Source organism: Alteribacillus sp. HJP-4, from assembly GCF_042139015.1.
Taxonomy (GTDB): Bacteria; Bacillota; Bacilli; order Bacillales; family Marinococcaceae; genus JBHIKY01.
The window spans coordinates 25,639-49,613 of sequence record NZ_JBHIKY010000008.1 but is presented as its reverse complement, the minus strand read 5'-3'; the positions used below and the strand labels follow the sequence as shown (position 1 = coordinate 49,613).

At 41.5% G+C, this 23,975-nt stretch carries 26 protein-coding genes and 2 riboswitches; of the genes, 17 read left to right on the top strand and 9 right to left on the bottom strand.

Annotated features, from left to right (window positions below; genetic code table 11):
* Positions 1-28 precede the first annotated feature (28 nt).
* A complete protein-coding gene (locus tag ACE4RR_RS09300) occupies positions 29-244 on the top strand; it encodes a hypothetical protein (RefSeq protein WP_375535143.1) in 216 nt (71 codons plus the stop codon).
* A gap of 145 nt (positions 245-389) precedes the next feature.
* Positions 390-632 carry a DUF2626 domain-containing protein gene (locus tag ACE4RR_RS09295; protein WP_375535308.1) on the top strand — a complete coding sequence of 81 codons (243 nt, stop codon included), beginning with the start codon at positions 390-392 and terminating at the stop codon, positions 630-632.
* Between the two features lie 108 nt (positions 633-740).
* Here the strand turns inward: ACE4RR_RS09295 and ACE4RR_RS09290 are convergent, their stop codons facing one another.
* Positions 741-1,373 carry an MBL fold metallo-hydrolase gene (locus tag ACE4RR_RS09290; RefSeq protein WP_375535142.1) on the bottom strand — a complete coding sequence of 211 codons (633 nt, stop codon included), beginning with the start codon at positions 1,371-1,373 and terminating at the stop codon, positions 741-743.
* Between the two features lie 187 nt (positions 1,374-1,560).
* Between ACE4RR_RS09290 and ACE4RR_RS09285 the strand changes: the two genes are divergently transcribed.
* A complete protein-coding gene (locus ACE4RR_RS09285; protein WP_375535141.1) occupies positions 1,561-1,731 on the top strand; it encodes a DUF2759 domain-containing protein in 171 nt (56 codons plus the stop codon).
* A 25-nt stretch (positions 1,732-1,756) separates the two neighbouring features.
* Here the strand turns inward: ACE4RR_RS09285 and ACE4RR_RS09280 are convergent, their stop codons facing one another.
* The 3 genes from ACE4RR_RS09280 to ACE4RR_RS09270 all read right to left on the bottom strand — a co-directional run bounded on the left by ACE4RR_RS09280 (position 1,757) and on the right by ACE4RR_RS09270 (position 4,508).
* Entirely contained in the window at positions 1,757-1,903 is a 147-nt protein-coding gene (locus tag ACE4RR_RS09280; RefSeq protein WP_375535140.1) for a hypothetical protein, read from the bottom strand.
* A gap of 182 nt (positions 1,904-2,085) precedes the next feature.
* Complete coding sequence (locus ACE4RR_RS09275; RefSeq protein WP_375535139.1) at positions 2,086-2,880, bottom strand: YqhG family protein; 795 nt, start codon at positions 2,878-2,880, stop codon at positions 2,086-2,088.
* A complete protein-coding gene (locus ACE4RR_RS09270; RefSeq protein ID WP_375535138.1) occupies positions 2,877-4,508 on the bottom strand; it encodes a DEAD/DEAH box helicase in 1,632 nt (543 codons plus the stop codon). Before ACE4RR_RS09270 ends, ACE4RR_RS09275 begins: the two co-directional genes overlap by 4 nt.
* A 138-nt stretch (positions 4,509-4,646) precedes the next feature.
* Positions 4,647-4,739, top strand: a riboswitch (glycine riboswitch).
* Between the two features lie 2 nt (positions 4,740-4,741).
* A riboswitch (glycine riboswitch) is annotated at positions 4,742-4,822 on the top strand.
* Between the two features lie 117 nt (positions 4,823-4,939).
* Here ACE4RR_RS09270 and gcvT point away from each other — a divergent pair.
* From gcvT to gcvPB, 3 genes are read left to right on the top strand one after another with little or no spacing between them, the layout of a single operon-like run.
* Positions 4,940-6,043, top strand: a complete 1,104-nt coding sequence (gene gcvT, locus ACE4RR_RS09265) for a glycine cleavage system aminomethyltransferase GcvT (protein WP_375535137.1) — start codon at positions 4,940-4,942, stop codon at positions 6,041-6,043.
* A gap of 32 nt (positions 6,044-6,075) precedes the next feature.
* Positions 6,076-7,425: an aminomethyl-transferring glycine dehydrogenase subunit GcvPA gene (gene gcvPA, locus ACE4RR_RS09260; RefSeq protein WP_375535136.1), complete on the top strand. Its 1,350-nt coding sequence runs from the start codon at positions 6,076-6,078 to the stop codon at positions 7,423-7,425.
* The gene (gene gcvPB, locus ACE4RR_RS09255) at positions 7,425-8,906 is read left to right on the top strand and encodes an aminomethyl-transferring glycine dehydrogenase subunit GcvPB (RefSeq protein ID WP_375535135.1); all 1,482 of its coding nucleotides are present in this window, start codon (positions 7,425-7,427) and stop codon (positions 8,904-8,906) included. The genes gcvPA and gcvPB overlap by 1 nt, the downstream gene beginning before the upstream one ends.
* 348 nt (positions 8,907-9,254) lie before the next feature.
* Here gcvPB and ACE4RR_RS09250 read toward each other — a convergent pair whose 3' ends face one another.
* Positions 9,255-9,635, bottom strand: a complete 381-nt coding sequence (locus tag ACE4RR_RS09250) for a rhodanese-like domain-containing protein (protein ID WP_375535134.1) — start codon at positions 9,633-9,635, stop codon at positions 9,255-9,257.
* 275 nt (positions 9,636-9,910) lie between these two features.
* Between ACE4RR_RS09250 and ACE4RR_RS09245 the strand changes: the two genes are divergently transcribed.
* Positions 9,911-10,747 (top strand): lipoate--protein ligase family protein, encoded by an 837-nt coding sequence (locus tag ACE4RR_RS09245; protein ID WP_375535133.1) that lies wholly within the window; start codon positions 9,911-9,913, stop codon positions 10,745-10,747.
* Between the two features lie 78 nt (positions 10,748-10,825).
* Here ACE4RR_RS09245 and dat read toward each other — a convergent pair whose 3' ends face one another.
* Positions 10,826-11,671, bottom strand: a complete 846-nt coding sequence (gene dat, locus ACE4RR_RS09240) for a D-amino-acid transaminase (RefSeq protein ID WP_375535132.1) — start codon at positions 11,669-11,671, stop codon at positions 10,826-10,828.
* Positions 11,672-12,025: 354 nt separating this feature from the next.
* Here dat and ACE4RR_RS09235 point away from each other — a divergent pair, with 354 nt between their 5' ends.
* The 3 genes from ACE4RR_RS09235 (at position 12,026) to ACE4RR_RS09225 (ending at position 16,576) form a co-directional block, all read left to right on the top strand.
* The gene (locus ACE4RR_RS09235; protein ID WP_375535307.1) at positions 12,026-14,572 is read left to right on the top strand and encodes a vitamin B12-dependent ribonucleotide reductase; all 2,547 of its coding nucleotides are present in this window, start codon (positions 12,026-12,028) and stop codon (positions 14,570-14,572) included.
* A gap of 409 nt (positions 14,573-14,981) precedes the next feature.
* Positions 14,982-15,410, top strand: coding sequence for a transcriptional regulator MntR (mntR, locus tag ACE4RR_RS09230; RefSeq protein ID WP_375535131.1), 429 nt, complete (start codon positions 14,982-14,984; stop codon positions 15,408-15,410).
* A gap of 272 nt (positions 15,411-15,682) precedes the next feature.
* Positions 15,683-16,576, top strand: a complete 894-nt coding sequence (locus tag ACE4RR_RS09225) for a patatin-like phospholipase family protein (RefSeq protein ID WP_375535130.1) — start codon at positions 15,683-15,685, stop codon at positions 16,574-16,576.
* On the opposite strand, the gene ACE4RR_RS09220 is transcribed toward ACE4RR_RS09225, so the two are convergent.
* The 3 genes from ACE4RR_RS09220 to ACE4RR_RS09210 form a co-directional block, all read right to left on the bottom strand.
* The gene (locus ACE4RR_RS09220) at positions 16,577-17,368 is read right to left on the bottom strand and encodes a phosphatase PAP2 family protein (RefSeq protein ID WP_375535129.1); all 792 of its coding nucleotides are present in this window, start codon (positions 17,366-17,368) and stop codon (positions 16,577-16,579) included.
* Positions 17,369-17,465: 97 nt separating this feature from the next.
* Complete coding sequence (locus ACE4RR_RS09215) at positions 17,466-17,840, bottom strand: SA1362 family protein (protein WP_375535128.1); 375 nt, start codon at positions 17,838-17,840, stop codon at positions 17,466-17,468.
* Between the two features lie 33 nt (positions 17,841-17,873).
* Positions 17,874-18,824 (bottom strand): DUF1385 domain-containing protein, encoded by a 951-nt coding sequence (locus ACE4RR_RS09210; RefSeq protein ID WP_375535127.1) that lies wholly within the window; start codon positions 18,822-18,824, stop codon positions 17,874-17,876.
* Positions 18,825-19,089: 265 nt separating this feature from the next.
* Here ACE4RR_RS09210 and ACE4RR_RS09205 point away from each other — a divergent pair, with 265 nt between their 5' ends.
* The 7 genes from ACE4RR_RS09205 to spoIIIAD all read left to right on the top strand — a co-directional run bounded on the left by ACE4RR_RS09205 (position 19,090) and on the right by spoIIIAD (position 23,965).
* Complete coding sequence (locus ACE4RR_RS09205; protein ID WP_375535126.1) at positions 19,090-19,563, top strand: YqhR family membrane protein; 474 nt, start codon at positions 19,090-19,092, stop codon at positions 19,561-19,563.
* 56 nt (positions 19,564-19,619) lie between these two features.
* A complete protein-coding gene (locus ACE4RR_RS09200) occupies positions 19,620-20,693 on the top strand; it encodes an aminopeptidase P family protein (RefSeq protein WP_375535125.1) in 1,074 nt (357 codons plus the stop codon).
* A 68-nt stretch (positions 20,694-20,761) separates the two neighbouring features.
* A complete protein-coding gene (gene efp, locus ACE4RR_RS09195; protein WP_375535124.1) occupies positions 20,762-21,319 on the top strand; it encodes an elongation factor P in 558 nt (185 codons plus the stop codon).
* A gap of 576 nt (positions 21,320-21,895) precedes the next feature.
* Positions 21,896-22,798, top strand: coding sequence for a stage III sporulation protein AA (gene spoIIIAA, locus ACE4RR_RS09190; protein WP_375535123.1), 903 nt, complete (start codon positions 21,896-21,898; stop codon positions 22,796-22,798).
* Positions 22,799-22,804: 6 nt separating this feature from the next.
* Positions 22,805-23,317, top strand: coding sequence for a stage III sporulation protein SpoIIIAB (gene spoIIIAB / locus ACE4RR_RS09185; protein ID WP_375535122.1), 513 nt, complete (start codon positions 22,805-22,807; stop codon positions 23,315-23,317).
* A gap of 29 nt (positions 23,318-23,346) precedes the next feature.
* Positions 23,347-23,553 (top strand): stage III sporulation protein AC, encoded by a 207-nt coding sequence (gene spoIIIAC / locus ACE4RR_RS09180; protein WP_375535121.1) that lies wholly within the window; start codon positions 23,347-23,349, stop codon positions 23,551-23,553.
* A gap of 13 nt (positions 23,554-23,566) precedes the next feature.
* Positions 23,567-23,965 carry a stage III sporulation protein AD gene (gene spoIIIAD, locus ACE4RR_RS09175; protein ID WP_375535306.1) on the top strand — a complete coding sequence of 133 codons (399 nt, stop codon included), beginning with the start codon at positions 23,567-23,569 and terminating at the stop codon, positions 23,963-23,965.
* The last annotated feature ends 10 nt before the right edge of the window (positions 23,966-23,975 follow it).

Genomic DNA, 23,975 nt, shown 5'->3' with positions numbered 1-23,975 from the left:
TAATTGAGGATGAAGCAGGTGAATAATTGTGAAACCATACCCATTCATTCAATTTATAACAGCTCGTTTACTCGAGAGCATTGAAAGAAAAATAGAAAATCAAAAAATTACACAGCGGACTTCACGCTATAATCGAAGTAAACGGGTGGCGAACACTCTCTTTGGCATGGTTCCATTTGCTATTCATGTAGAATGGAAAAAAAGACATCAGAAATTGAAGCGCAGAAAAAGAATTCGTTCGTAATTCAAGGATTCACATATTGGATGGTAAGAAAGCATTTACAAACTGCGGCACTCTCATATATAATATCTTTAGTTATGCAGATGCCCGGCACATGCAATGTCCGGCCATCCGCGCTTCTATATTGGCAGCAGAGGGGGGAAGGGCAATGGATCGCATGTTTCGCATGATTGCCTTCTGGACAGCAGTCTTCGCTATTTTATTTTTCGTAGGCGATATGTTTAATATGGCAATATTATTTTTCGCACAAACAGCAGGCTTTTTAGCCCTGGGATTTATGAAGCTGTCAGAGCGCATGTATATTTATCTTTTTGGTGCGTATTTAACTGTATTTTTTGTCAGCTTCACGTATTATACAACGTTTTTGATGGAGCCAGGCTTCGGCCATTAAAAAGCACGTACATAACGTTGAACAGGAAGGCCCGGATTCTGAAATCCGGGCCTTCCTGCATAGCAGTCTCTTTAATAATAAAATGTGTACAATGACTTAATAAGTTTTTTAAAAACCATTAAGAAACGGGTTGCTGTTCATTTCATCTTCTATTGTAGTGACAGGACCGTGCCCGCATGCGACGGCTGTATCTTCAGGGAGACTTAATAGTTTATCGTGAATAGAACGGATCAGCTGCTCGTGATTGCCTCCAGGCAAATCCGTGCGACCGATGCCCCCGTAAAATAATACATCTCCCGAAAAAATGGTGGACGTTCCTTTATGATAAAAAGACACACTCCCCGGAGAATGTCCAGGTGTTTCATAAATTTTAAATTCAAACGGTCCAATGTGCAGCATCTCTTCACCAGTTATCCATTCATCTGCTTCAGCAGCTGTAATGGCTTCGTTGCCAAGAAAAAGAGCTGAGCCGTTTTTTGAGGGATCTGTCAGCCAGCCTTTTTCATTTTCATGTAAAAACACGCTGATGCCCCATTTTTCTCTAAGCTCCTGAACAGCACCGATGTGATCAAAATGAGCATGTGTCAGAACAATAGCGATCGGCTTCAACTGCTTTTCTGCGAGCCAGCGTTCTAGAATATGGGCGTCTCCACCCGGGTCAAATACTACTGCTTTGTCTACATCGTATAAAATATAACAATTTGTCTGTAATGGACCTAATGGGAGTTGTTTCCAATCCATAAATATACTCCTTTCCATGAACATTCATCTCGTTCAGCTTAACACAACACAAAAAAGTGAACTATTAGAAAGTGAACAGAAATGAATTTTGATGATGCATGTTGATCGGAAAAAGGGTATAATAGTAAAAGGAATTTTCCTTCATAATTCAAGTGAAAACGGAATCATACATAAAGGGGGGATCGTCTTGGCTCTTGGAATTACCATGCTAATTGTAGCTATCCTATGCGGGTTCGCTACGATTCGGGAAATTAAAAACAGAAACTTTTTTGCAGTTGGTTTCGCAGGGATTTCGTTCCTTGTATTCGGCTGGTTTGCTATCATGACGATATTTGTAAGCGGAGCTCCAAGTGTTTAACTGAATACAAAAAGGCTGGGACAAATCAAAAAAAGCCTCTTTTTAATTTCTTTGAATGAGAAATCAGGTCATTTGCGCAGTCAAAATGCGTAGACTCCTGGTCGATGAAAACCGGCCACGTCCTGTCACCGACATCGACACTAGCACGTCCTGTGCGTCGCGGGAACAGCACGAGTCTTATGACTCCTCCACAGGCAGTGTTCTTTCTGCCGTGGAGGCTTGAGCCGTGCCCGCGGAAAGCGAAGCGTTTTGACGGAGCATATTTTGTAAACTCATAATTAACAAACAATCCAGACAGATTCAGTAGAATCGTCTGGATTTTTGCAATGAATAATTTACTTTTGTTCAGCCACTTTATTTAGAAGAATTTTTTAAATAGAAAATGCCGCTGTTTATTGTTTCTACTATTATTTTTGGGGAATAGCGGCTGATGATCGCTTGTTTCTCTCTTGCGTACTCCTCATCAGAAAGGAAATCTCCTGTTTCATAATAATCATCCAGCAGCTTACACTCCTCTTTCATTCTTTTGTTTGCCTCAGACACCCAGTCTTTGTTTTCTTTCTCAAGGTACTCTCTAATATAATTCTTTAACCTTACAGTACCACTAGTGACTTGAATGAGTGATTTCATCGGAAAGCTGTGAGGGGAAACGGTCGTTATCAACTGAAGATTTTTGGTCCAGTCCATTGCATTATTCACTATCTGGCCATGAATAAGCTGCAGGCCTAACGACAGCAATATGTCCTTGCGCTGGTGCGATTGACAGGAAATTTTTACATTCATTATTAACCACGGATAAAGAGCAGCGGGCTGTCTTTGAGGCTGTACCTCTTCATATAATACCGTCCATTTTCCCTGGTCCCGTGCTGATTGAAAAATTTGATGAAGCCGTGGAGACCCAAAATGTATATGTGAAGACTCTTTTTCCTTTTCCTGAGGAGATCCCGTTTGATAAGTTACTGTCATTGTCTCAGGATTTCCCCCTGTTTTTTTTACATAATGCCAGTAAAAAGGACGATTCATCAGTTCTTCATCAAGCTTTTCCGTAAGTTTTATTTTCAGCCTTTCCCCTGTATTTTCGATTATCGTAGCATTATTCTCTGTAAAATAATCTAATAAGAAATTATGAAGCTCCTCTTCTCCAGTCACTGGCTGTTCACCTGCTTTCCTTGTTTTGCAAGTTCATACAAATGATTTAGCTTGATTTCTGTTTCCTGTAGAGAATCTGAATGAAGCACAGCATCAGCCATATACCCCTCAAAATCGACAAAGGAAGTTTTCGAGAGAATAGCTTCCATTTCTCCGATGACATTTTCAAACATTTCGATTTTTTCGTATAAAAGCGTCAAGATTTGTTCATCAACTGTATTTTTCACAGCAAAATGAAAAATATTTACATCATTTTTCTGGCCTAGGCGGTGCAGACGTCCAATTCTCTGTTCAAGACGCATTGGGTTCCAAGGCAGGTCAAAATTAATTATTGTTGAACTGAACTGGAGATTAATCCCTTCTCCTCCTGCTTCCGTAGCAATCAGAACTTTTGCACGGTCCCGGAACAGCTGCTGCATCCATTCCTTTTTTCCGCGTTTAAATCCGCCACGAAATGGAACAGAAATAATTCCATGCTGTTTAAAATACCATTGCAGATAAAGCTGAGTCGCTCGATATTCTGTAAATAAAACCACTTTATCTTCAGTAGACTGAATGATTTCAAGTGCCCGGTCTGCTTTACTGTTTTTCTCAATATTCTGCATTAAGGCAAGCAGATTCTGAAACGATTCATCCGAAATATCTCCCCGCTCATGCAGTCGTTTCACCGTCATAAATACAGCTTCTTTACTGCTGCAGGCTTCCCTCAGCAAGGTTGTTTTTAAAAACCCCCCACTGGCACTGTTGTTTATTAAAAAAAGTGATTGAAGCGTATCATAAAATGACCTTTCTTCTGGTGTGAAGGGTATAAAATTGGAGTGTATTTTTCGTTTTGTCCATTTAATGCCGGTTTCTTCCCGGCGATTGCGTACCATCACTTTTTTCACAATGTGACGGACTGATTCATGGTCCTCTTTATCAAAAAGAGCTTTAAATTGAGCGGGACTGCCGAACATCCCGGGCTTCAATAAATTTATGAGATGATACAGCTCTGCAGGATGATTTTGTACTGGAGTTGCTGTCAGCATTAAGCAGAATTTCTTTTTCAATTCTTTTACGAATGCATAGTTTTTTGTGTTGGCATTTTTTAGCCGGTGGGCTTCATCAATAATGATCATGTCATACTCTTGATTTAAAACGATCTCCCTGTGGGGCGCGCGTTTAGCGGTATCGATGGATCCGACAACAATATCTGCTTTCTCCCACACATAGGATTTTCTCTGGGTCACAGCAGGTATGTAAAATTTTTGATTAAGTTCCGCCGCCCACTGCCCGGTCAAGGAGGCAGGTACAAGTATTAGTGCTTTTTTTACAAGCCCTCTGATCATATATTCTTTTAGAATTAATCCTGCTTCAATTGTTTTTCCAAGACCAACTTCATCAGCAAGGATAGCTTTGCCATCCATTTCTTCCAGTACTTGTTTAACTGCTTTTTTTTGATGATCAAATAACTCAAGCTGAGGAAGATACCGCTGGCAGGCCAGCCCGTCAAATGAGGGAGTGGTGGTCCATTGTTCGGTTTTAAATGCAAGCTTAAACTGCTTCCACGAGCATATAGACGAAAAAGTTCGTCCTGTCTCGTTAGAATCCGACTCCCAATCCGAAAGAAATTCGATAGTAGGTTCCATATCGTTCGTCTCCCTGTCCAGAAAAATATTGTCACTGCATCGAGCTAATGATAAAATGAACAACAGTACATTATCACTAGTATGCACGAATTTACTGGAAAAATATTCAGTCAGACACATTTAAATATATACTCGCGGATGAAGACAAGGGGAGAGACTGCAGCAGATGCAGCGCCGAAGGAGCAAACTATAATAAGTGAATCTCTCAGGCAAAAAGACTTTTGTTCGACGCATCTCTGGAGAGCGTCCTAAGAGGACCACCCACGAAGACATTCCTTTAATAAGGAAGAAACTTTCTGGTAATAGGACAGAGAACCCTTCTAAACGGGGGTTCTCTGTTTTTTATTAACTCTGGAAAAATTCTGGTTTCTTCCCGGACGAGACACAAACTATCTTTCTAATATATTAGAAAAACAGAAAGGATGAGAAGGATGGACCACTTAAAACAGACACCGATCATGCCATGGTATAAAGAAGAGCGAGTGAAAACTATTGACTTTGGCGGTTGGGAAATGCCAGTTCAGTTCACTTCAATCAAGCAGGAACACTTTGCGGTAAGAAATCAGGCTGGTCTTTTTGATGTTTCCCACATGGGAGAAGCATTCATAACTGGGACTGGAAGCCGGGATTTCCTGCAGCGAATAATAACGAATGATATTGAAAAGCTTGAGCCCAACAAGGCTCTCTATACATTAATGTGCAATGAACACGGCGGAACGATTGATGATTTGCTTATCTATCAGCTGGACGCAGATAAATACATGCTTGTTTTAAATGCAGCGAATACAGAAAAGGATATACTGTGGCTCCAAAACAACGCCGATGATACCGTTCAGGTAAAAGACGTTTCCAGTGAATTTTCCCTTCTGGCATTGCAGGGCCCAAAGTCACAGAAAATTCTTCAAAAATTAACGAATACAGATTTATCAGAGATTTCATTCTTCCGCTTCAGACAAAATGTAGAAATTGGCGGTGCTGCTGCTTTAGTTTCCAGGACAGGATATACAGGAGAAGATGGATTTGAAATATATTGTCCTTCCGGTGAAGCGCTCGGTCTATGGAAGAATATTTTAGATGTAGGAAGAGCAGATGGGCTCCTTCCATGTGGACTTGGAGCGCGGGATACTCTAAGATTTGAAGCCAAGCTTCCACTTTACGGGCAGGAAATAGATGAAACGATCAGCCCGATAGAAGCAGGTTTAGGCTTTGCTGTTAAACTAAAAAAGCGTTCAGACTTTATCGGAAAAGACGCACTCCTGCAGGAAAAAGAATCTGGAGTCAAAAGGAAGCTTGCAGGAATAGAAATGATAGAAAAAGGGATTCCCCGCAGCGGTTATGCCGTTCTTGATAAAAGCGGTTCAGTAGTCGGCCATATTACTTCCGGCACGCAGTCGCCTACACTCGGAAAAAATATCGGGCTTGCATTGGTGAAAGCAGAACTTGCTGAGCTGGAAAATGAATTAATTGTACAAGTTCGTAAAAAGCTGTTAACTGCAAAAGTAATAACTACCCCATTTTATAAAAGAGAGTCGTAAACAATTGGGAAGTCTGAGGAGGAGGAGAACGTATGAATTTTAGATATCTGCCAATGACTAAACAGGATAAAAAAGAGATGCTTAAAACAATAGGAGTAGAGTCAGCGGAGGAACTGTTTTCTGATATACCAGCTAAAATACGTTATAAAGGGGAATTACAGCTTCCGCTCCCTGCTGATGAGACGTCACTTTTAAAAGAAATGCAGACGCTCAGCAGCAATAATGTAAATGTGAAAGAGCTTCCGTCTTTTCTCGGTGCTGGTGTATATGAACATTATACTCCTGCAATCGTAGATCACGTAATTCGAAGATCAGAGTTTTATACTGCTTATACACCATACCAGCCGGAAATCAGCCAGGGCGAGCTCCAGGCCATCTTTGAATTTCAGACTATGATATGTGAGCTGACAGGAATGGATATTGCAAATTCTTCTATGTATGACGGTCCTACTGCACTGGCCGAATCTGCCCTGCTGGCGGCCGGTCAAAGTAAAATGAAACGGAAAAAGATTGTCGTATCAGAAGCAGTCCATCCAGAATCACTCCATGTACTTGAAACGTATGTAAGCGGGCCGGGCTTAACAGTGGAGAGAGTGCCGGTACAAAAAGGAAAAACCGATCTATCAGCTCTTGAAAAGGCTGTCGATGAGAACACAGCAGGAGTTATCGTTCAATATCCAAACTTTTTAGGATCCCTGGAAGACTTAAAAACTATAGCTGAAAAAACACACGATAACAATGCTTTATTTATCGTATCAAGCAATCCGCTTTCTCTTGGGGCCCTCACTCCTCCAGGGGAGTTTGGAGCCGATATTGTTGTTGGGGATGCACAGCCATTCGGTATCCCAATTCAGATGGGGGGGCCACACTGCGGTTATTTCGCCACAACCAGAAAATTTATGAGAAAGGTGCCGGGAAGACTTGTCGGCCAGACTCAGGATGAAGATGGTAAGCGCGGCTTTGTGCTCACACTTCAGGCCAGAGAACAGCATATCCGAAGGGACAAAGCCACTTCAAACATCTGCTCGAATCAGGCCTTAAATGCGTTGGCAGCAGCAGTAGCAATGAGCGCACTTGGAAAAAAAGGCGTGAGGAAAATGGCAATGCAAAATCTGCAGAACGCCCATTACCTAAAAATGTCTTTAAAACGAGCTGGAATCACTATCATTGATGATCAGCCTGTATTTAACGAGTTCGTGATAAAGCTGCCTGGAGCAGTCAGGGAATACAACAAAAAGCTTTTTGAAAAAGATATCATAGGAGGATTTGACCTTTCTGAAGTATATGAAAATCGGGAAGGGCAGATGCTCGTGTGTGTTACCGAACTTCGGACAAAAAAAGAAATGGACCATCTTGTGAAAGAATTGGAGGTGCTCGTGTAATGCAGCAGGAAATGGCATTGATTTTTGAATTAAGCAGAGATGGACGCACAGGGTACTCCCTTCCTGAACAGGATGTACCGGAAGTCAATTTAGATGAAATTCTGCCTTCTGATTGTGTAAGAAAAAATGAACCTGAACTTCCGGAAGTGTCAGAACTGCAGATCATGAGACATTACACTGCGTTATCTGTAAGAAATCACGGAGTGGATTCCGGCTTTTATCCACTCGGCTCCTGCACCATGAAATACAATCCAAAAATGAATGAAGACACAGCGAGATTGGCAGGTTTTGCCCATATCCACCCTTATCAGCCGGAAGAGCAGGTTCAGGGAGCTATGGAGCTTATGTATAATCTTCAGTCTCACCTTTCAGAAATAACCGGAATGGACGAGGTGACCCTGCAGCCAGCTGCAGGTGCTCAGGGGGAATGGACGGGACTTATGATGATACGAGCTTTTCACGAAGCCAATAACCAGCCTCAGCGCAATAAAGTCATTGTTCCTGATTCAGCTCACGGGACTAACCCGGCATCCGCTGCTGTAGCAGGTTTTGAATCAATTACAGTAAAAACTGATAAGAGGGGTCTTGTTGATCTTGCACATTTAAAAGAAGTAGCCGGAGAGGATACAGCAGCATTAATGCTGACCAACCCAAACACTCTCGGCTTGTTTGAAGAAGACATTGTAGAAATGGCTGAGGTTATTCACGAAGCCGGCGGCAAGCTTTACTATGACGGAGCAAATTCAAATGCCATTCTTGGAATTACCAGGCCGGGCGATATGGGTTTTGACGTCGTTCACTTAAATCTTCACAAAACATTTACCGGTCCGCATGGGGGAGGCGGTCCTGGAAGCGGTCCGGTCGGCGTAAAAAAGGAACTTGCCCCTTACCTTCCCAAGCCGGTGCTTCAAAAAGCAGGTAACCAATTTACTTGGAATTATGACTGCCCCGCTTCCATCGGTAGAGTAAAGCCATATTACGGGAATTTCGGAATCAATGTACGTGCCTATACGTATATTCGGACGATGGGAGCAGAAGGTCTGCGAAAAGTTTCTGAATACGCGGTTATCAATGCGAATTATTTAATGAGACGACTTGAGCCGTACTTTGAACTTCCTTATAATAAACATTGCATGCATGAGTTTGTTATTTCAGGAAAAAGGCAGAAAAAGCTGGGAGTGCGAACTCTTGATATGGCGAAACGTCTCCTTGATTTTGGCTATCATCCTCCGACAATATATTTTCCAATCAATGTGGAAGAGTGCATGATGATTGAGCCGACCGAGACAGAATCCAAAGAAACTCTTGATGAATTCGCTGATTCACTCATTCAAATTTCGAAGGAAGCAGAATCAGAACCGGAAAAAGTTCAGGAAGCGCCTCATACTACGGTAGTAAAACGGCTAGATGAGACATTGGCTGCGAGAAAACCAGTTTTAAAATATGAACGGGCAGCATCGACTTCTCCTGTTAATGTATAATAAAAAGCTGGGGACGGATAAGGGGAATTGTGCTTTGCCTCAGCCACCAAGGGAGCCCATACACTCCCTTTGATGACTTCAGCTGTTACTTTGTGAGCGTAAGGAAGCTGAAAAAGTTTAATTATCGAATGATAAGTGCATTTAATTGTTCGTATTTTCTATTTCGCAATCGACTTAGGAAATTATTTCGCATCAAATGAATAAACGCTTCCGACTATCATTTCTGATAATCGGAAGCGTATTTTTACTCTTCAGAGACGAAAACTATATTCAGGAAGAAAAATTTACTATCCAGCAGCCCATATTTTCTTCATGTGACCCTTTATGAGACTAAGAACCGTCAATATATTAACCTTTTTTTATTTTTCCGGTCCATTTTTTGAAGCCTTTTTTCAAATTATACAAATCTGTCGCACCACGTTTCTTCTTCAGCATCCGGGCTGCCTGAATACTTCTGCTCCCGGTATGGTCGTATAAATACACAGGTTTATCCGGACGAATTTCATTCATTCTCTGCTTCATCTGCGACAAAGGTATATTTCTCGCACCGAGAATATGACCGCCGTTATATTCCTTTGGTTCTCTCACATCTATTAATTGCGCTTTCCGGTAGCCTTTAATGAATTCTTCCTGGCTCAGCTCCGTTAAAAAACCAGGGGTTTTCAAGCGCCGCACCGCCAATACCGCCAGCAGACCAATTAATATCCCCCATAAAATCCAAGTAACCATGTTTTTCCACTCCTTTATATGATGACACCTGTCCCATGAAGTATTATAATAATCTTTTGGGTCAGAAGCAAAATAAATATTTGTGTTAATTCTATTATAACGTGTCCCTTTCTGGCTGTATAAAGAAATCCGTCACTTGTCGCAGACACTTTTTATTAGTGCAGTGGAAGCGATTATAAAAGATATAAGAGAGTTCATCATTCTTTTTTTTAGACAGATTCTTTGGTAGACTTTTTTCTGCACATGTTTTTATATTCGAAGGATTGGTGAAGCAGATGGATAAGGAAACATGGTACTTTATAAATTCGGGGACACGCTCTCCAGCTTATAACATGGCTATGGATGAAATGCTTCTGAGTTGGAATAGTGAAGGAAGTATGCCTCCGGTCGTCCGATTTTACGGGTGGGATCCGCCGACGCTTTCTGTCGGGTATTTTCAAAAAGTACTTAAAGAAATAAATATGGAAGCTGTAAAAAAGCACAATCTTGGTTTTGTAAGAAGACCGACAGGCGGACGGGGCGTATTGCATGACAAAGAATTGACCTATAGTGTGATTGTTCCAGAGGACCATCCTTTAATGCCGGCGTCAGTAACAGAAGCATATCGTGTAATCTCAGAGGGAATCCTGCAGGGATTCCGTCATTTAGGACTCCAGGCAGACTTTTCTGTGCCGAAAACAAAGGAAGAAGAAGCAGCCCTGAAAAATCCTAGATCTTCTGTTTGTTTTGATGCTTCTTCATGGTATGAGCTTGTCGTGGAAGGAAGAAAAATAGCTGGGAGCGCCCAGACAAGACAGAAAGGTGTGATTTTGCAGCACGGATCTATCATTCTTGATATTAATGAAGATCAGCTGTTTGATTTGTTTAATTACCCAAGCGAAAAGGTGAGAGAGAGAATGCAGCGGGCGTTCAAAAATAAAGCTGTTGCTATTAATGAGATTGCAGAACAACCTATCTCTATGGACGAATTAACTGCCGCTTTTCACAAAGGCTTTGCAGAAGGATTAAATGTTAAATGGAAGAAATATACTGTTTCTGAGGAAGAAGAAAAGCAGATACTGGAACTAGCCAATAAAAGATATAATTCGGCAGAGTGGAATTTTAAAAGGTAATAAGCGATTCCGGCACTTTAGGAATCGCTTTCTTTATACGAATTCGCGTCTCTCATAGTCCTTACGCTTTTCCTGCTATTAGAAGCATTCGTGTCTGATATTTTCCTGAAATGCCTGTTGAAGTTTTCGAGTTACAGTACCGATAGAATAATCAGCGCTGAATGTCCCTTCAACTTTAGTGACAGGAGTAATTTCCATTGTAGTGCTTGATACAAACATCTCATCTGCAAGCGCAGCTTCATGCATGGTAAACGCTTCTTCTTTCCATGGGATGGCATGCTCCTCAGCCAAGGAAAGTATCAGTTCTCTTGTAATCCCGTGCAAAATTAAATTAGTGGCAGGGTGGGTGTACAATATACCTTGTTGGACAATAAATACATTTGTAGAGGATCCTTCGGTAATAATATTTCCACGGTGCTGGATAGCTTCATGGGCCTGATTATCTTCCGCTTTTCGTTTGGCCATGACATTCCCTAATAAATTAATCGTTTTAATATCGCAGCGCAGCCAGCGTATATCCTCCACCGCATATAAGGTTATACCTTTTTTCTGCTTTTCCAGCGGTACGGGAGCTTCCTTTGTAAACCCTGTAACTACAGGAGCCAACGACCTTTCGTATAAATGATTTCTCTCCTGCTCGCCGCGGGTGGCCTGAATATAAATATATCCATCTTTTACGTTATTTTTTGAGATTAATGCTGCTGCATGCTTTTCTATTTCATCCTGGGTAAAAGGAAGAGAAAAATCGAGTTCAGCGGCACTCCGTTGTAATCTTTTCATATGTTTGTTCATTAAAAAAAAGCGCCCGTTGTATATACGGATAACTTCATATACACCATCACCGAAATAATACCCCCGGTCGTTAAATGGGATAACTGCTTCATTTTTTGGGATCATTTTATTATTTATCCACACATGTTCCATAGAATAATGCCTCCTTCATTCATTTTACGTATTTACCTTATCATGAAATAACAGTGAACTGCGAGTGAGAATAAACAGATCTCTTCTACATTTAGCAACCCAGAAAATTGATTGATAATAAGTATTACTCCGGCTTTTTCATTAGCATAAGTCATTTATCTCATGGATGCGCATTTTTCTAAAGTTGACAAAAAGTGTCGAATTCTATCTATTATCAATATATGGTGTATTTTATAAAATATCGAGCACTATATATTGATTTGTTGCTCCTTCTTTGATAAACTGAAACAAATCATACTAAGGGAATAGTTATACAAACTGTTCTTTGGGGAGGACGATTACTTGAGCACAACAATGCAGCAGGTGATGAAAATTAATAAAGAAAGCTTAAATGATGACATTGCGTATTTCCCTCAGGTGCACCCGATCACCGAGGATATGGAAATTACAAAAAAAGGTGTCTCCCGTCTCGTGATGCTTGATAGATACACTTTTAAAGATACTGAAAAGAAAACATTAAAGGCAGGGGATTTTGTCGTTCTGACCGTCAAGGAGGATCCTAAATTCCCTGCAAGAGGCTATGGATATGTAACCGCCCTTAACTGGGAAGCGGGCAGAGCAGATATTTATGTCGATGAAGATTTTCATCATGTGATTGATGACCCCCAGGAGGCAGCTGACGGAGTTGTCACCCGCTCGCTTGATGTCATTGAAAAGCCGCTTGAAATTTATTATGAGCAGATAGCTAAAAGAAATGCAACGGGACTAGCTTCAGTGGAAACGACTGAAGAGAGAAGAAGCAGTTCCTTTACAAAGTTTTATAAGCAATTGGTGAACATGAACTTTATTCCAGCAGGGCGTGTCCTATACGGAGCAGGCGCCCAGACGGATGTGACCTACTTTAACTGCTATGTGATGCCGTTTATGGAAGATTCAAGAGAAGGCATCTCTGAGCACCGCAAACAAGTCATGGAAATTATGAGCAGAGGCGGAGGAGTCGGAACGAACGGATCCACACTAAGACCGAGAAACACGCTTGCCAGGGGAGTAAACGGAAAATCTTCAGGCTCTGTATCATGGCTTGATGACATTGCCAAGCTGACGCATCTTGTAGAACAAGGCGGATCCAGGCGCGGAGCTCAGATGATAATGCTCGCAGACTGGCATCCAGATATTCTGGAATTCATTATTTCCAAAATGCAGAACCCGCGCATTCTTCGTTTTCTGCTTGAAAAAACGGAAGATGAGCAAATCCGACGGCTTGTAAAAGAAAAGCTGAAGTTCACTCCGCTTTCCGAAACAGAGGAATCAATGTATCAAGGTGTGCTGAATTATAAATCCATTCCAGGCCAGGGCGGCTTCAACGAAAAAGTCATAAGGGAAGCGGAAGAAAAACTGCAGACCGGGGGAACGTTTACTGTTAACTCTCCTGAGTTTCTAACCGGCGCGAATATATCCGTCTGTCTGACAGATGAATTTATGAAAGCAGTCGAAAATAATGAAGATTACGCACTTCGTTTTCCAGATGTTGAAAATTATTCACAGGAAGAAATGGCTGTTTACAATAAAGAGTGGCAGGAGAGCGGTGATGTCCGAGAATGGGAAGAACGAGGCTGCGGCATTCGGACGTATCGCACGATAAAAGCAAAAGAATTGTGGAAGCTTATCAATATTTGTGCTACCTACTCTGCAGAACCTGGTATTTTCTTTATTGATAATGCCAATGAGCAGACAAATGCACAAAGCTACGGACAAAAAGTGGTGGCGACGAACCCTTGCGGCGAGCAGCCCCTTGCTCCTTATTCCGTCTGCAACCTGGCTGCGGTAAATCTTGCAGAAATGGCTGATAAAGAAGAATGCCGAGTAGATTTTGATAAATTAAAAGACACGGTTAAGACCGGTGTAAGAATGCAGGACAACGTAATTGATGCCACACCGTATTTTCTCGAGGATAATACGAAGCAGGCGAAAGGTGAGCGCCGCATCGGACTTGGCGTTATGGGGCTTCATGACCTGCTTATTTATGCAGAAACAGTATACGGTTCAGAAGAAGGCAATGTATTAATAGACCAGATTTTTGAAACAATTGCAACAACTGCATACCGGACAAGTATTGAACTGGCAAAAGAAAAAGGAAGCTTTCCATTTTTAATTGGAAAGACAGAAGAAGAGACAGTACAGCTTCGTGAACAGTTCATTAATTCAGGCTATATGAAGAAAATGCCGGAAGATATCCGGCAGGGCGTGCTCGACCACGGAATAAGAAACTCCCATCTCCTTACAGTTGCTCCGACTGGCAGTACCGGTACGATGGTAGGAGTAAGTACAGGGCTCGAGCCGTACTTCTCATTTAAGTATTTCCGCAGCGGCCGTCTGGGTAAATTCATTGAAGTTAACGCTGAGATTGTACAAGAGTATCTCAGCCGTCATCCTGGAGAAGCCGGAGAAGAGCTTCCAGAATTTTTTATCTCAGCGATGGATCTGTCTCCAGAAGCACATGCAGATGTTCAGTGTGTTATCCAAAAATGGGTGGACAGTTCACTTTCAAAGACCGTTAACGCACCACGCGGATATACAGTGGAGCAGGTGCAGAAGGTGTATGAACGGCTCTATAATGGCGGGGCAAAAGGCGGAACCGTCTATGTTGATGGAAGCCGCGAAGCCCAGGTGCTTTCCTTAACAGCTGAAGATAACAGCTTTGAAGAAGAGCACGAAATGAAAGAACGTCCCGACCAAAAAGTGGTACTTGTTGATACAATAAAAGACATTCGTTCTACCACCGTAAATTTCGGAAATGAAATCGGGGACACTTGTCCAGTCTGTCGCGAAGGAACGATTGAAGATATTGGCGGCTGTAATACGTGCACGAATTGTAACGCCCAGTTAAAATGCGGACTTTAAATGTATAGATAGAGAAAAAGGGGCAGCCTGAACGGAGTCCACTGAAAAACTGAATGGCTATGAAAAGTAGTTTTCTTAAAAAGCGGTCTGCGTGGAATTTAGCTTCCATACAGACCGCTTTTCAACTAATTTTAAGAGGTTTGTGCCCTCTATTTCAATTTGGAAATGAGTTTGATTTCACTTTCTTTCGGGTAGTTGATATTTTCCTTTGCCTAATAAGCTGAATCTCCAATGATTTCCTTCACTTCTAATCCAGCCTCTTGACTTTTCTTCGTTAACTCAGGTAAATGCTTCTTTCTTTCCTTATAGGATCGATTTGAGCGTGGTCAACTTTTCATGTAAACTAAAGCAAGTGCAACAATTTTTCATTAAATAAACTATATTGTTATAGACATTGGGGGGAGTTCGTATGCCAACTCCAAGCATGGAGGATTATTTAGAACGAATCTATCAGTTAATAGAAGAGAAAGGTTATGCACGTGTTTCCGATATAGCCGAGGCACTGGATGTGCACCCTTCCTCTGTTACCAAAATGGTTCAGAAACTTGATAAAAAAGAATATCTTATTTACGAAAAGTACCGGGGGTTAATTTTAACAGCAAAAGGGAAAAAAGTTGGAAAAAGGCTCGTCTACCGCCATGAATTACTTGAAGACTTTTTGAAATTAATTGGAGTAGAAGGAAAGTATATATTTGAAGATGTAGAAGGAATTGAACATCATCTAAGCTGGGATGCGATTGATCGAATAGGCGACGTAGTTCAGTATTTTCAGGAAAATGAATCCAGAGTGAAGGAATTAAGAAACATTCAGCAGCAAAATGAAATAGATTCAGAATAATTCTGCGATAACGTTTTGGTGATCCATTCCCTCATTCACAGACTCGACTGAACAAACCGGCTGGACTGTTGAGGAGCAAAGACAGTTAAGCAGTGCGGCATAAAAGGAGGCTGCTATTGACTCAATAACAGGGAAGCTGGCTCTTCTTCCGGCCGCCGGACCCACGTTCGGAGACCGGTATAGTTTTATGTACAAAAATCCGTCTGCAGGAATAGTAAGAATAAACACCTATCCTTTTTCCAATTCATACGATGGAAAAAGGGAGGAGTGGTATGATGAAGGTCGATGCTGTATTTGCCGGAGGAGGGGTAAAGGCTTTTACTTTTATTGGAGCAATGAAAGCACTTGAGGAAAACAATTATTCGATAGAACGAGTAGCTGGCACCAGTGCAGGGGCCATTACAGCAGCTCTCATTAAAGCCGGGTATACAGCAGAGGAACTAACCTCAATCCTTCTGCCGGTTGAATCAAAGGACATTCTTGATGAAACATTGGTGACCGAGTATCTACCCTGGCTTGCCTGGCTGCTAGTGTACCGGAAGCTCGGCCTCTATAAAGGGGAGAAACTCGAAAATTGGATTCAGGAGCTGCTGAGAAGAAAAGGAGTGCATTCTTTTCGGGATCTGCCGGAGGGCAGTCTTAAAATAATAGCATCGGATGTAACAGCCGGAAGAATGATTGTATTTCCGGATGATATCCCCAGCTACGGCAAGAATATATCCACTTTTCCACTTTCACGTGCAATTAGAATGAGCTGTAGTCTGCCTTATTTTTTTCAGCCGGTTAAATGGAAAATGACGAAAAAGAAAAACCACCTTATTTTAGATGGTGGCCTGTTAAGTAACTTTCCAATGTGGATATTTCAAGATGATATAGAAGGAAAGCTGCAGCGCCCGGTAATCGGGTTTCAGCTTTCTCCAGCAATGGAGGAAGGCGAAGTAAAAAAAATAAAAAATGCTGTCATTTTGTATCAGTCCCTCTTTGATACAATGAGAAAAGCGCACGATTTACGTTATATATCAAAGAATGATGCTAAAAACATCGTATTTTTAACAGTGGATGATGTGAAAACCACCCAATTTACCTTATCGCTGGAACAAAAACAGCAGTTAATTGATATGGGACAACAGCAAACCCTGTCTTATTTAAAAACGTGGACAGGGTAATTAATGAGTTGTCTTCAAATTGCCCTGGTGCTGATAAATACCTGCTTTTGTAAACAATGCAGGGGCAATATATGTGATCCAAAGGGTAACTAGTACAGCATGTAAAAACATCGTCACCGGCACAGGAGTCAGAAATTCTCTGATTGACAGCAGGATAAGCAGCCCGGCTGATCCCAGCAGTGCGGCTGAAAGCTTTTTCTTTACATCTCTCGATATACTCATCCGATTCTTTAACTGCTCAAAGCTGAAACCAGCCCCACTTCCAAGTAAAAGCCCAGCATATGAAGCGGCTTCCGGATGAAGGAGCAGCAATGAAGAAGGAAGTACGAGAGAAAAAGAGAAAACGTATGCATCGGGAACGCCTCCCATCCAGTCCATCGAACGATATACAATATAAACGGTAAAGCCGCCAATAACAATAGCCATAAAAATATCTTCAAATAAATAAGCTGGGCTTATTAGCCGAAATAAAGATATAAAACTTATAGCCATAAATGCGAGAAAAGTAAAGCGCCGGTCGGCAACTTCCCATATCAAATAACCTAAGAAAGCAGTAGATAGCTGTACTTCCAACGGCAGAGACAGTGAAAATGAGACGGGATCGTCTGAAAAAGCTGACCGGCCTTCAAATATTGCAGTTAACAAGGAATGAAAGTAAAGAGTGAGACCAAATACGAGCAGTAGTTTAAAGCCGGTATACTTATCAATGAGCCAATATACTAATGGGATAATTAAAAAGTAAAACCATTCATGATAAATAATAGTAACTGTATTGTCTATCATGGCGCCCATTCCTTTCCCTCCCTGATAAAACATTTTGAAAGTCTGTGGGCCCGGGAATCTTTAATGGATTTGTTACTGCATAGAAAAAAGAAAAACCGGGCTCAGGTTAAAAAAGAGCCCGGTTTTTCTTCCGGTTCTTTTTCCCCTCTATGACCGTTAAATTGTGATCAGAGCGCTTTTTTGTAATGGCGCGGGAGGGGTGTTTTTTTGGCTGGACTGTATTTTTCGACAGTTTCGCAGATTTCGCGGGTGGCTGTTGACGAGGGGAAGTCTTAGGTCTCGCTGCCGTTCTATATTGATTCATCATGGTGCGTTTTAAAATGACACGGGTAAACAAGAAGTATATACCCACTGCCACCGCTGCACCAACCAGCAGGTAAGTGAGAAGACCAAGAGGATCAGTTGTAAGCTGGTAACCTAAACCCAGTACTGCAAGGCCAAACAATATGAGAGTAAAAGGGTTAGCCGGTAAACGGGACATATTATCACCTCCGCATTTGGTAAACCTTTAATATTACACGACTTTTTCACCTATCGCTTCTTCCTTGGCATAATGTTCTTCTCGGTCCACAAGTTTCTCAAAGGATTTAATTGCGACTTCCACCTGGTCAGCTTTTGGTTCTTTTGTAGTGAGAAGCTGAAGCCACAGACCTGGAAGACCAAGCCACTTTAGAACCGGAATCTTTCGAAGTTTATTGGTGGCTTGCAGGACTTCGTAAGATACCCCCAGCACCACAGGGAGCAATGCTATTCTTTGAACAATTCTCTCTGTCATAGAGTCAAAAGGAACGAGCAGGTAAATGAAAACCCCGACGATAACCGTAAATAGTATAAAGCTGCTTCCACAGCGGTAATGGAGTCTTGAATGACGTTGAACCTCATCTACTGTTAATGGTTTTCCTGCCTCAAAAGTATTGATCACTTTGTGTTCTGCACCATGATATTGAAAGACCCTTTTAATAAGGGGGGTCAAGGATATAAGGTAAATATAGGCAAGCAGTAGAATTAGTTTAATGACCCCTTCTATCAAATTCTGAGCTACATGCCCAGGATACGCAAAGCGAAGTGTCTCTGCTAATAGTGCCGGCACTATTGTGAAAACAAATTTGCCGAACAGAAAGGATAAAATTCCAACCGCCGCAGCTCCAAATATCATGGACATTTTTGATGATTTTTCCTGCGGTACGATCTGGTCATCTTCCTTAGGATCTACATCATAACGATCCGTAGAGTAATTTAGATGTTTGGTTCCAATACCGCTTGCTTCAATAATTCCAGCAATTCCTCTTAAAAATGGTACTTTTTTGATTTTTGCGAGCACAGGCCGGTTCGGTTTCTTCTCTTCATAATAATGAATAGAACTATCGTTTCGGCGAATAGCACTGACGGTAGTATTTTTTCCGCCGAACATAACACCTTCCACAATTGCCTGGCCGCCGTATGAGAATTGTTTGGACTTGCTCATTTATGCCACCAACCTACAAATTTATTCACTAACTATTTTCATGCTTGGTATATATACCTTATATTCTACACGAAAACGTTCCATTCCTCTATGATTACATAAATGAGAAAAATTGATTATATCAGTTTTCAGGGGCTGGTGTATATATATTTTATTTATTCCCTAAATATCGAAATTTTACACTCCTGCCTTCTTCCATTACTTGTTATATGTAATGAATGAAGGCTTATAAGCAGGATCATACTGTTTACATGGAGGTGTTAAAATGAGTAATGATAAATCATACACACAAAAGGTTGCTGGAATTGGATTTTTTGGGGGGCTGTTTGTAAGTATTCTAAGTTATGTGGCACATTTTTTTCATTTTACTAAGGTAGGACCTGCTATTGCTATGGATCCTTGGGCACTTGCTGAATGGAAAAGCACTTACTTGGGGCACATAGCTGGGATACTATTTATCTCGATTATTTCTTTAGGACTTACCCTGCTCGTAAGAGCCGCACTCCAGGAAATAGAATCTATCTGGCCTGGGTTGTGCTTTGGACTGATATTATGGCTTATCGTTTTTTATCTGCTCCATCCCGTCTTTCCAAATCTTCCTCCTGTGGAAAGGCTTGGTTCAGCAACCATCACTACTACAATTTGTTTATTTGTTCTTTACGGGATTTTCATCGGTTATTCAATTTCATATGAATATAATGAAATTAAGAGAGAGCGGGACCATTCTACCCAAAAATAAAGGGATATGCTAAAATATTACAGGGACTAATCTGTTTTTGCAGAGGAGGAAGTTTTATGAAAGCTCGGTTGAGAAAATTAAGAGAAATTCTTACTGAAAATGAATGCGGTGGAATTTTTATTAACAGCCCGGTGAACAGAAGATACATAACCGGCTTTACAGGATCAGCTGGAGCAGCTTTAATTACTAAAGACAAAGCCATGTTCATCACAGATTTTAGATACATTGAACAGGCAAAAAATCAATGTCCTGATTTTGAGATGGTGGAACAGAAACAATCCATATTTCACACTGCTGCAGAATTGACAGATGATTTTCAAGTGAAAACACTTGCATTTGAAAAGGATCATGTAACTTTTGCAGTATATGAATTATTAAAATCACGTATGTCCTGTGAGCTGAAAGCGACATCCTCTCTCGTAGAGGATATCCGTCTTTATAAAGATAAGGATGAGCTTTCTGTTCTGCAGAAAGCAGCCGTTATAGCAGATGAAGCCTTTGATCACATCACAAATTATATTAAGCCGGGAATGCGTGAGATTGATGTAAGTAACGAATTAGAGTTTTTCATGAGAAAGAAAGGAGCTGCTTCCTCTTCTTTTGACATCATTGTCGCTTCAGGTAAAAGGAGTGCCTTTCCACATGGAGTAGCCAGTGATAAGAAAATTGAAAGCGGAGAACTGGTGACACTTGACTTTGGGGCTTATTATCAAGGGTATTGCTCGGATATTACGAGAACACTTGCTGTCGGAGAACCATCTGCTGAATTAAAAAAGATCTACCAAACTGTTTACGAAGCACAAATGAAAGCGCTGGAAGAAATTAAACCAGGCATGAGCGGTGCGGATGCGGATGCTGTAGCAAGGGACTATATTAAAAAACAGGGCTATGGAGAGGCATTCGGACACGGATTGGGCCATGGGCTTGGAATGGAAGTACATGAAAACCCGCGTTTGTCACCAAAGGGCGATACTCTCCTGAGGCCTGGCATGATCGTAACAGTAGAACCTGGAATATATGTCCCGGGTACAGGGGGAACCCGTATTGAAGATGATATTGTAATAACGGAAAATGGAAATTCCCGCCTTACTCTTTCGGAAAAGGAATTAATGATCATTGGAGATTCATAGTCGCTGCTGAGCAGCTGTGTTATAGTTTTAATAGTGCTTGAACTATTGGCAGATATGGAGGAAACGCAATGATTTCAGTTAATGATTTTAAGACCGGCCTGACGATTGAAGTGGACAACGACATTTGGCAGGTGATGGATTTTCAGCACGTAAAGCCAGGAAAAGGAGCAGCCTTCGTAAGAACAAAGCTTCGCAGCCTGCGCTCTGGCTCTATTCAGGAAAAGACTTTTCGAGCCGGAGAAAAAGTAGGGAAAGCTCATATTGAAAGAAGAAAAATGCAGTATCTTTATGCAAGTGGAGATGTTCATACCTTTATGGATAATGAGACGTTTGATCAGATTGAGCTGAATGGTGATCAAATCCAATACGAGCTGAAATTCTTAAAGGAAAACATGGAAGTTCAAATCATTGCCTACGGAGATGAAACGCTTGGTTTAGAACTGCCTAACACTGTAGAGCTGAAAGTAACAGAAACAGAACCCGGCATAAAAGGAGATACAGCTTCCGGCGGAACAAAGCCTGCCACTCTTGAAACAGGTCATTCCGTGCAGGTTCCATTTTTCATCAATGAAGGAGACGTTCTTATAATTGACACAAGAAAAGGGGACTATGTTTCAAGAGCGTAAACATATGCAGTAAAGCCTTCCTGCGTGGAGGCCACTGAAAAACTGAAGGACTTTGAAAAGTAGAATTTTAATAAAGTGGTCTGTGTGGAATTTAATTTCCATACGGACCGCTTTTCGTCTAATATCAAGTGGTTTGTGCCCTCTCCTGATGGAGGGCTTTTTTGCTTTCTCCAGTTTGAAATCGTATTGTAAGCGTCAAAACAAACACACCTTCTTTATGTTCGTTTAAGGTGCCATACTTTACTTATCTTCAATAGATACTCTGTTATCTTTTATTATTGATTTAGAAAAATAACCGTTCGCTTTCCATGGGCGCCGCCTCAACTCCTCGGGAAATAATAACGTCTAACAGAGACGCCGGAGGCGTCACATGATTTCCTGCCTTGAACCGATCATCTGCCCGAGTACTGCAGAGTAAATGATGTTTCGGATAGTTAGTATAAGAGATAAGAGGTCCACATCTTCAATCAAAGATGTGGATCTTTTGACGCTTACTCGTATCTGTTCAAGGATTTTGTTCTACTGAATTTGAACGCGAATAAACATAGACTAGCCAGCAAAAAGGGAGGTTCATTAATGGAAGAGGTATATTCCATTCTCTCTGAACCTGTTCGCAGCCTTGTGACTGAAAGCCCGGAATCCGGAAAAATAGAAGAAATCAGACTCCGTATACATGCTCCGTTAGAACTGATTACAAGCGGAGGTGTTGTTTACCCACTGGACAGAGCCGGCCGGATGCATGAAGTCTCTGAAAAAGATATTGAATACACTTTTTATCAGCTGAGTGAATTTTCGTTATACGCCATTCAGGATAAGCTGAGAGAGGGCTATGTCACCACAAAAGGCGGTCACAGGGTTGGAGTATCAGGACAAGTAGTCAAGGACGGCAGCGGTGTGCTAACTGTTAAACATATCAGTTCATTGAATATTAGAGTAGCAAAAGATACCTCAGTAGTACCGCTCTCTTTTCTCCGCCGTCTGTTTATCAATGAGTATTGCTCCGTTCTTGTAATCGGTCCACCACAGTCTGGGAAAACAACTTTTATCCGTGAGCTGGCAAAGCATATCAGCAGCGGCACTATTTCTGAATTTCTCCCTTCCAAAAAAGTAGGAGTTATTGATGAACGTTCTGAAATTGCAGCCAGCTATAGAGGCATCCCTTCCTTTAACGTCGGTCCAAGAACAGATGTACTCGATAATTGCCCGAAAGCTGAGGGAATCATGATGTCTATTCGTTCGATGAGTCCAGAATTTATTATCGTGGATGAGATTGGACGCGCTGAAGATGCTAAAGCAATTATGGATGCCGTACTTGCCGGAGTACATGTAATCTGCACTGCTCATGGAAGAACGTTAGAAGTGGTAAGAAAGAGACCTGCTTTGCAGGAATTATTTCTTCAGGACATTTTTCAGAAATTTATCATCCTGGATGATAATAAAGCTGGCCGGCTTTTAGGAAAAGAAAAAAACGGGGGCTGACAGGCTATGAGCTGGATTGGAGCCATTTTTATATTGTGCGGGTGCACCTGGGCAGGCTTTGAAGTAGCAAGGAAAATAACAGAACGCCCTAAACAGCTTCGTCAATTGAAGGTGGCTCTGCAGAGTTTTGAGGCAGAAATCATGTATGGAATGAGTCCTCTTACTGAAGCAAGCTATAAAATCGGCTCTCAGCTGCCTAAGCCTATTAGCTATTTATTCCATAACTTCTCAGATTATTTGAAAAAAGGGGAAGCGGATGCTAGCACAGCGTGGAATAGGAGTTTAGAAGATATTTGGGATTGGACCGCATTAAAAGAACAGGAAAAAGAAATCTTGCAGCAATTCGGGGAAACTCTTGGAAAACATGAACGCCTTCAGCAGCAAAAGCATATTCGGCTGGCAATGATTCATCTTGAGAAGGAAGAAATAGAAGCAAGAGACCATCAGAAGAAATATGAAGCAATGGCAAAATCACTTGGTTTTTTATGTGGTCTGCTGTTTGTCATTCTGTTCATATAACCGTAAGGCGCAGTACGAGGAGGAGACCTATGGCATATGATGTTAACGTCATCTTTCAAATTGCAGGAATCGGTATTATTGTCGCAATGATACACACCGTGTTGAAACAGATGGATAAGGAAGACTGGGCCCACTGGGTGACGTTAATCGGTTTTGTTGTGGTGCTTTATATGGTGGCATCTATCATTGATGACCTTTTCCAAAAAATGAAAAGCGTGTTTTTGTTCCAGGGGTAAGGAGGCGGTTCCCATCGATATCATGCAAGTGGTCGGATTTGCATTAGTGGCCACTTTTTTGATTTTAATAATTAAAGACCAAAATCCTGCTATAGCCATGCTTATCGTATTATCAGTCGGTGCCGTTATATTTATTGTACTGCTTTCCCCGTTACAATCAGCTATTGAACTCATGCAGAAGTTATCTGACCGTGCTGGAATTGAGCATGTATATATTCAGACTCTGCTGAAGATAATTGGAGTCGCCTATATCGCAGAATTTGGGGCACAGATCGCAAAAGATGCAGGTCAGCAGGCAATTGCTTCCAAAATTGAGCTTGCAGGAAAATTGTTTATCATAATGCTTGCCATTCCTATTTTCGAGGTGCTTATTGAAACGATACTGCAGCTCGTGCCTGGACAAGCCTTGTAGAAGGAGGAGA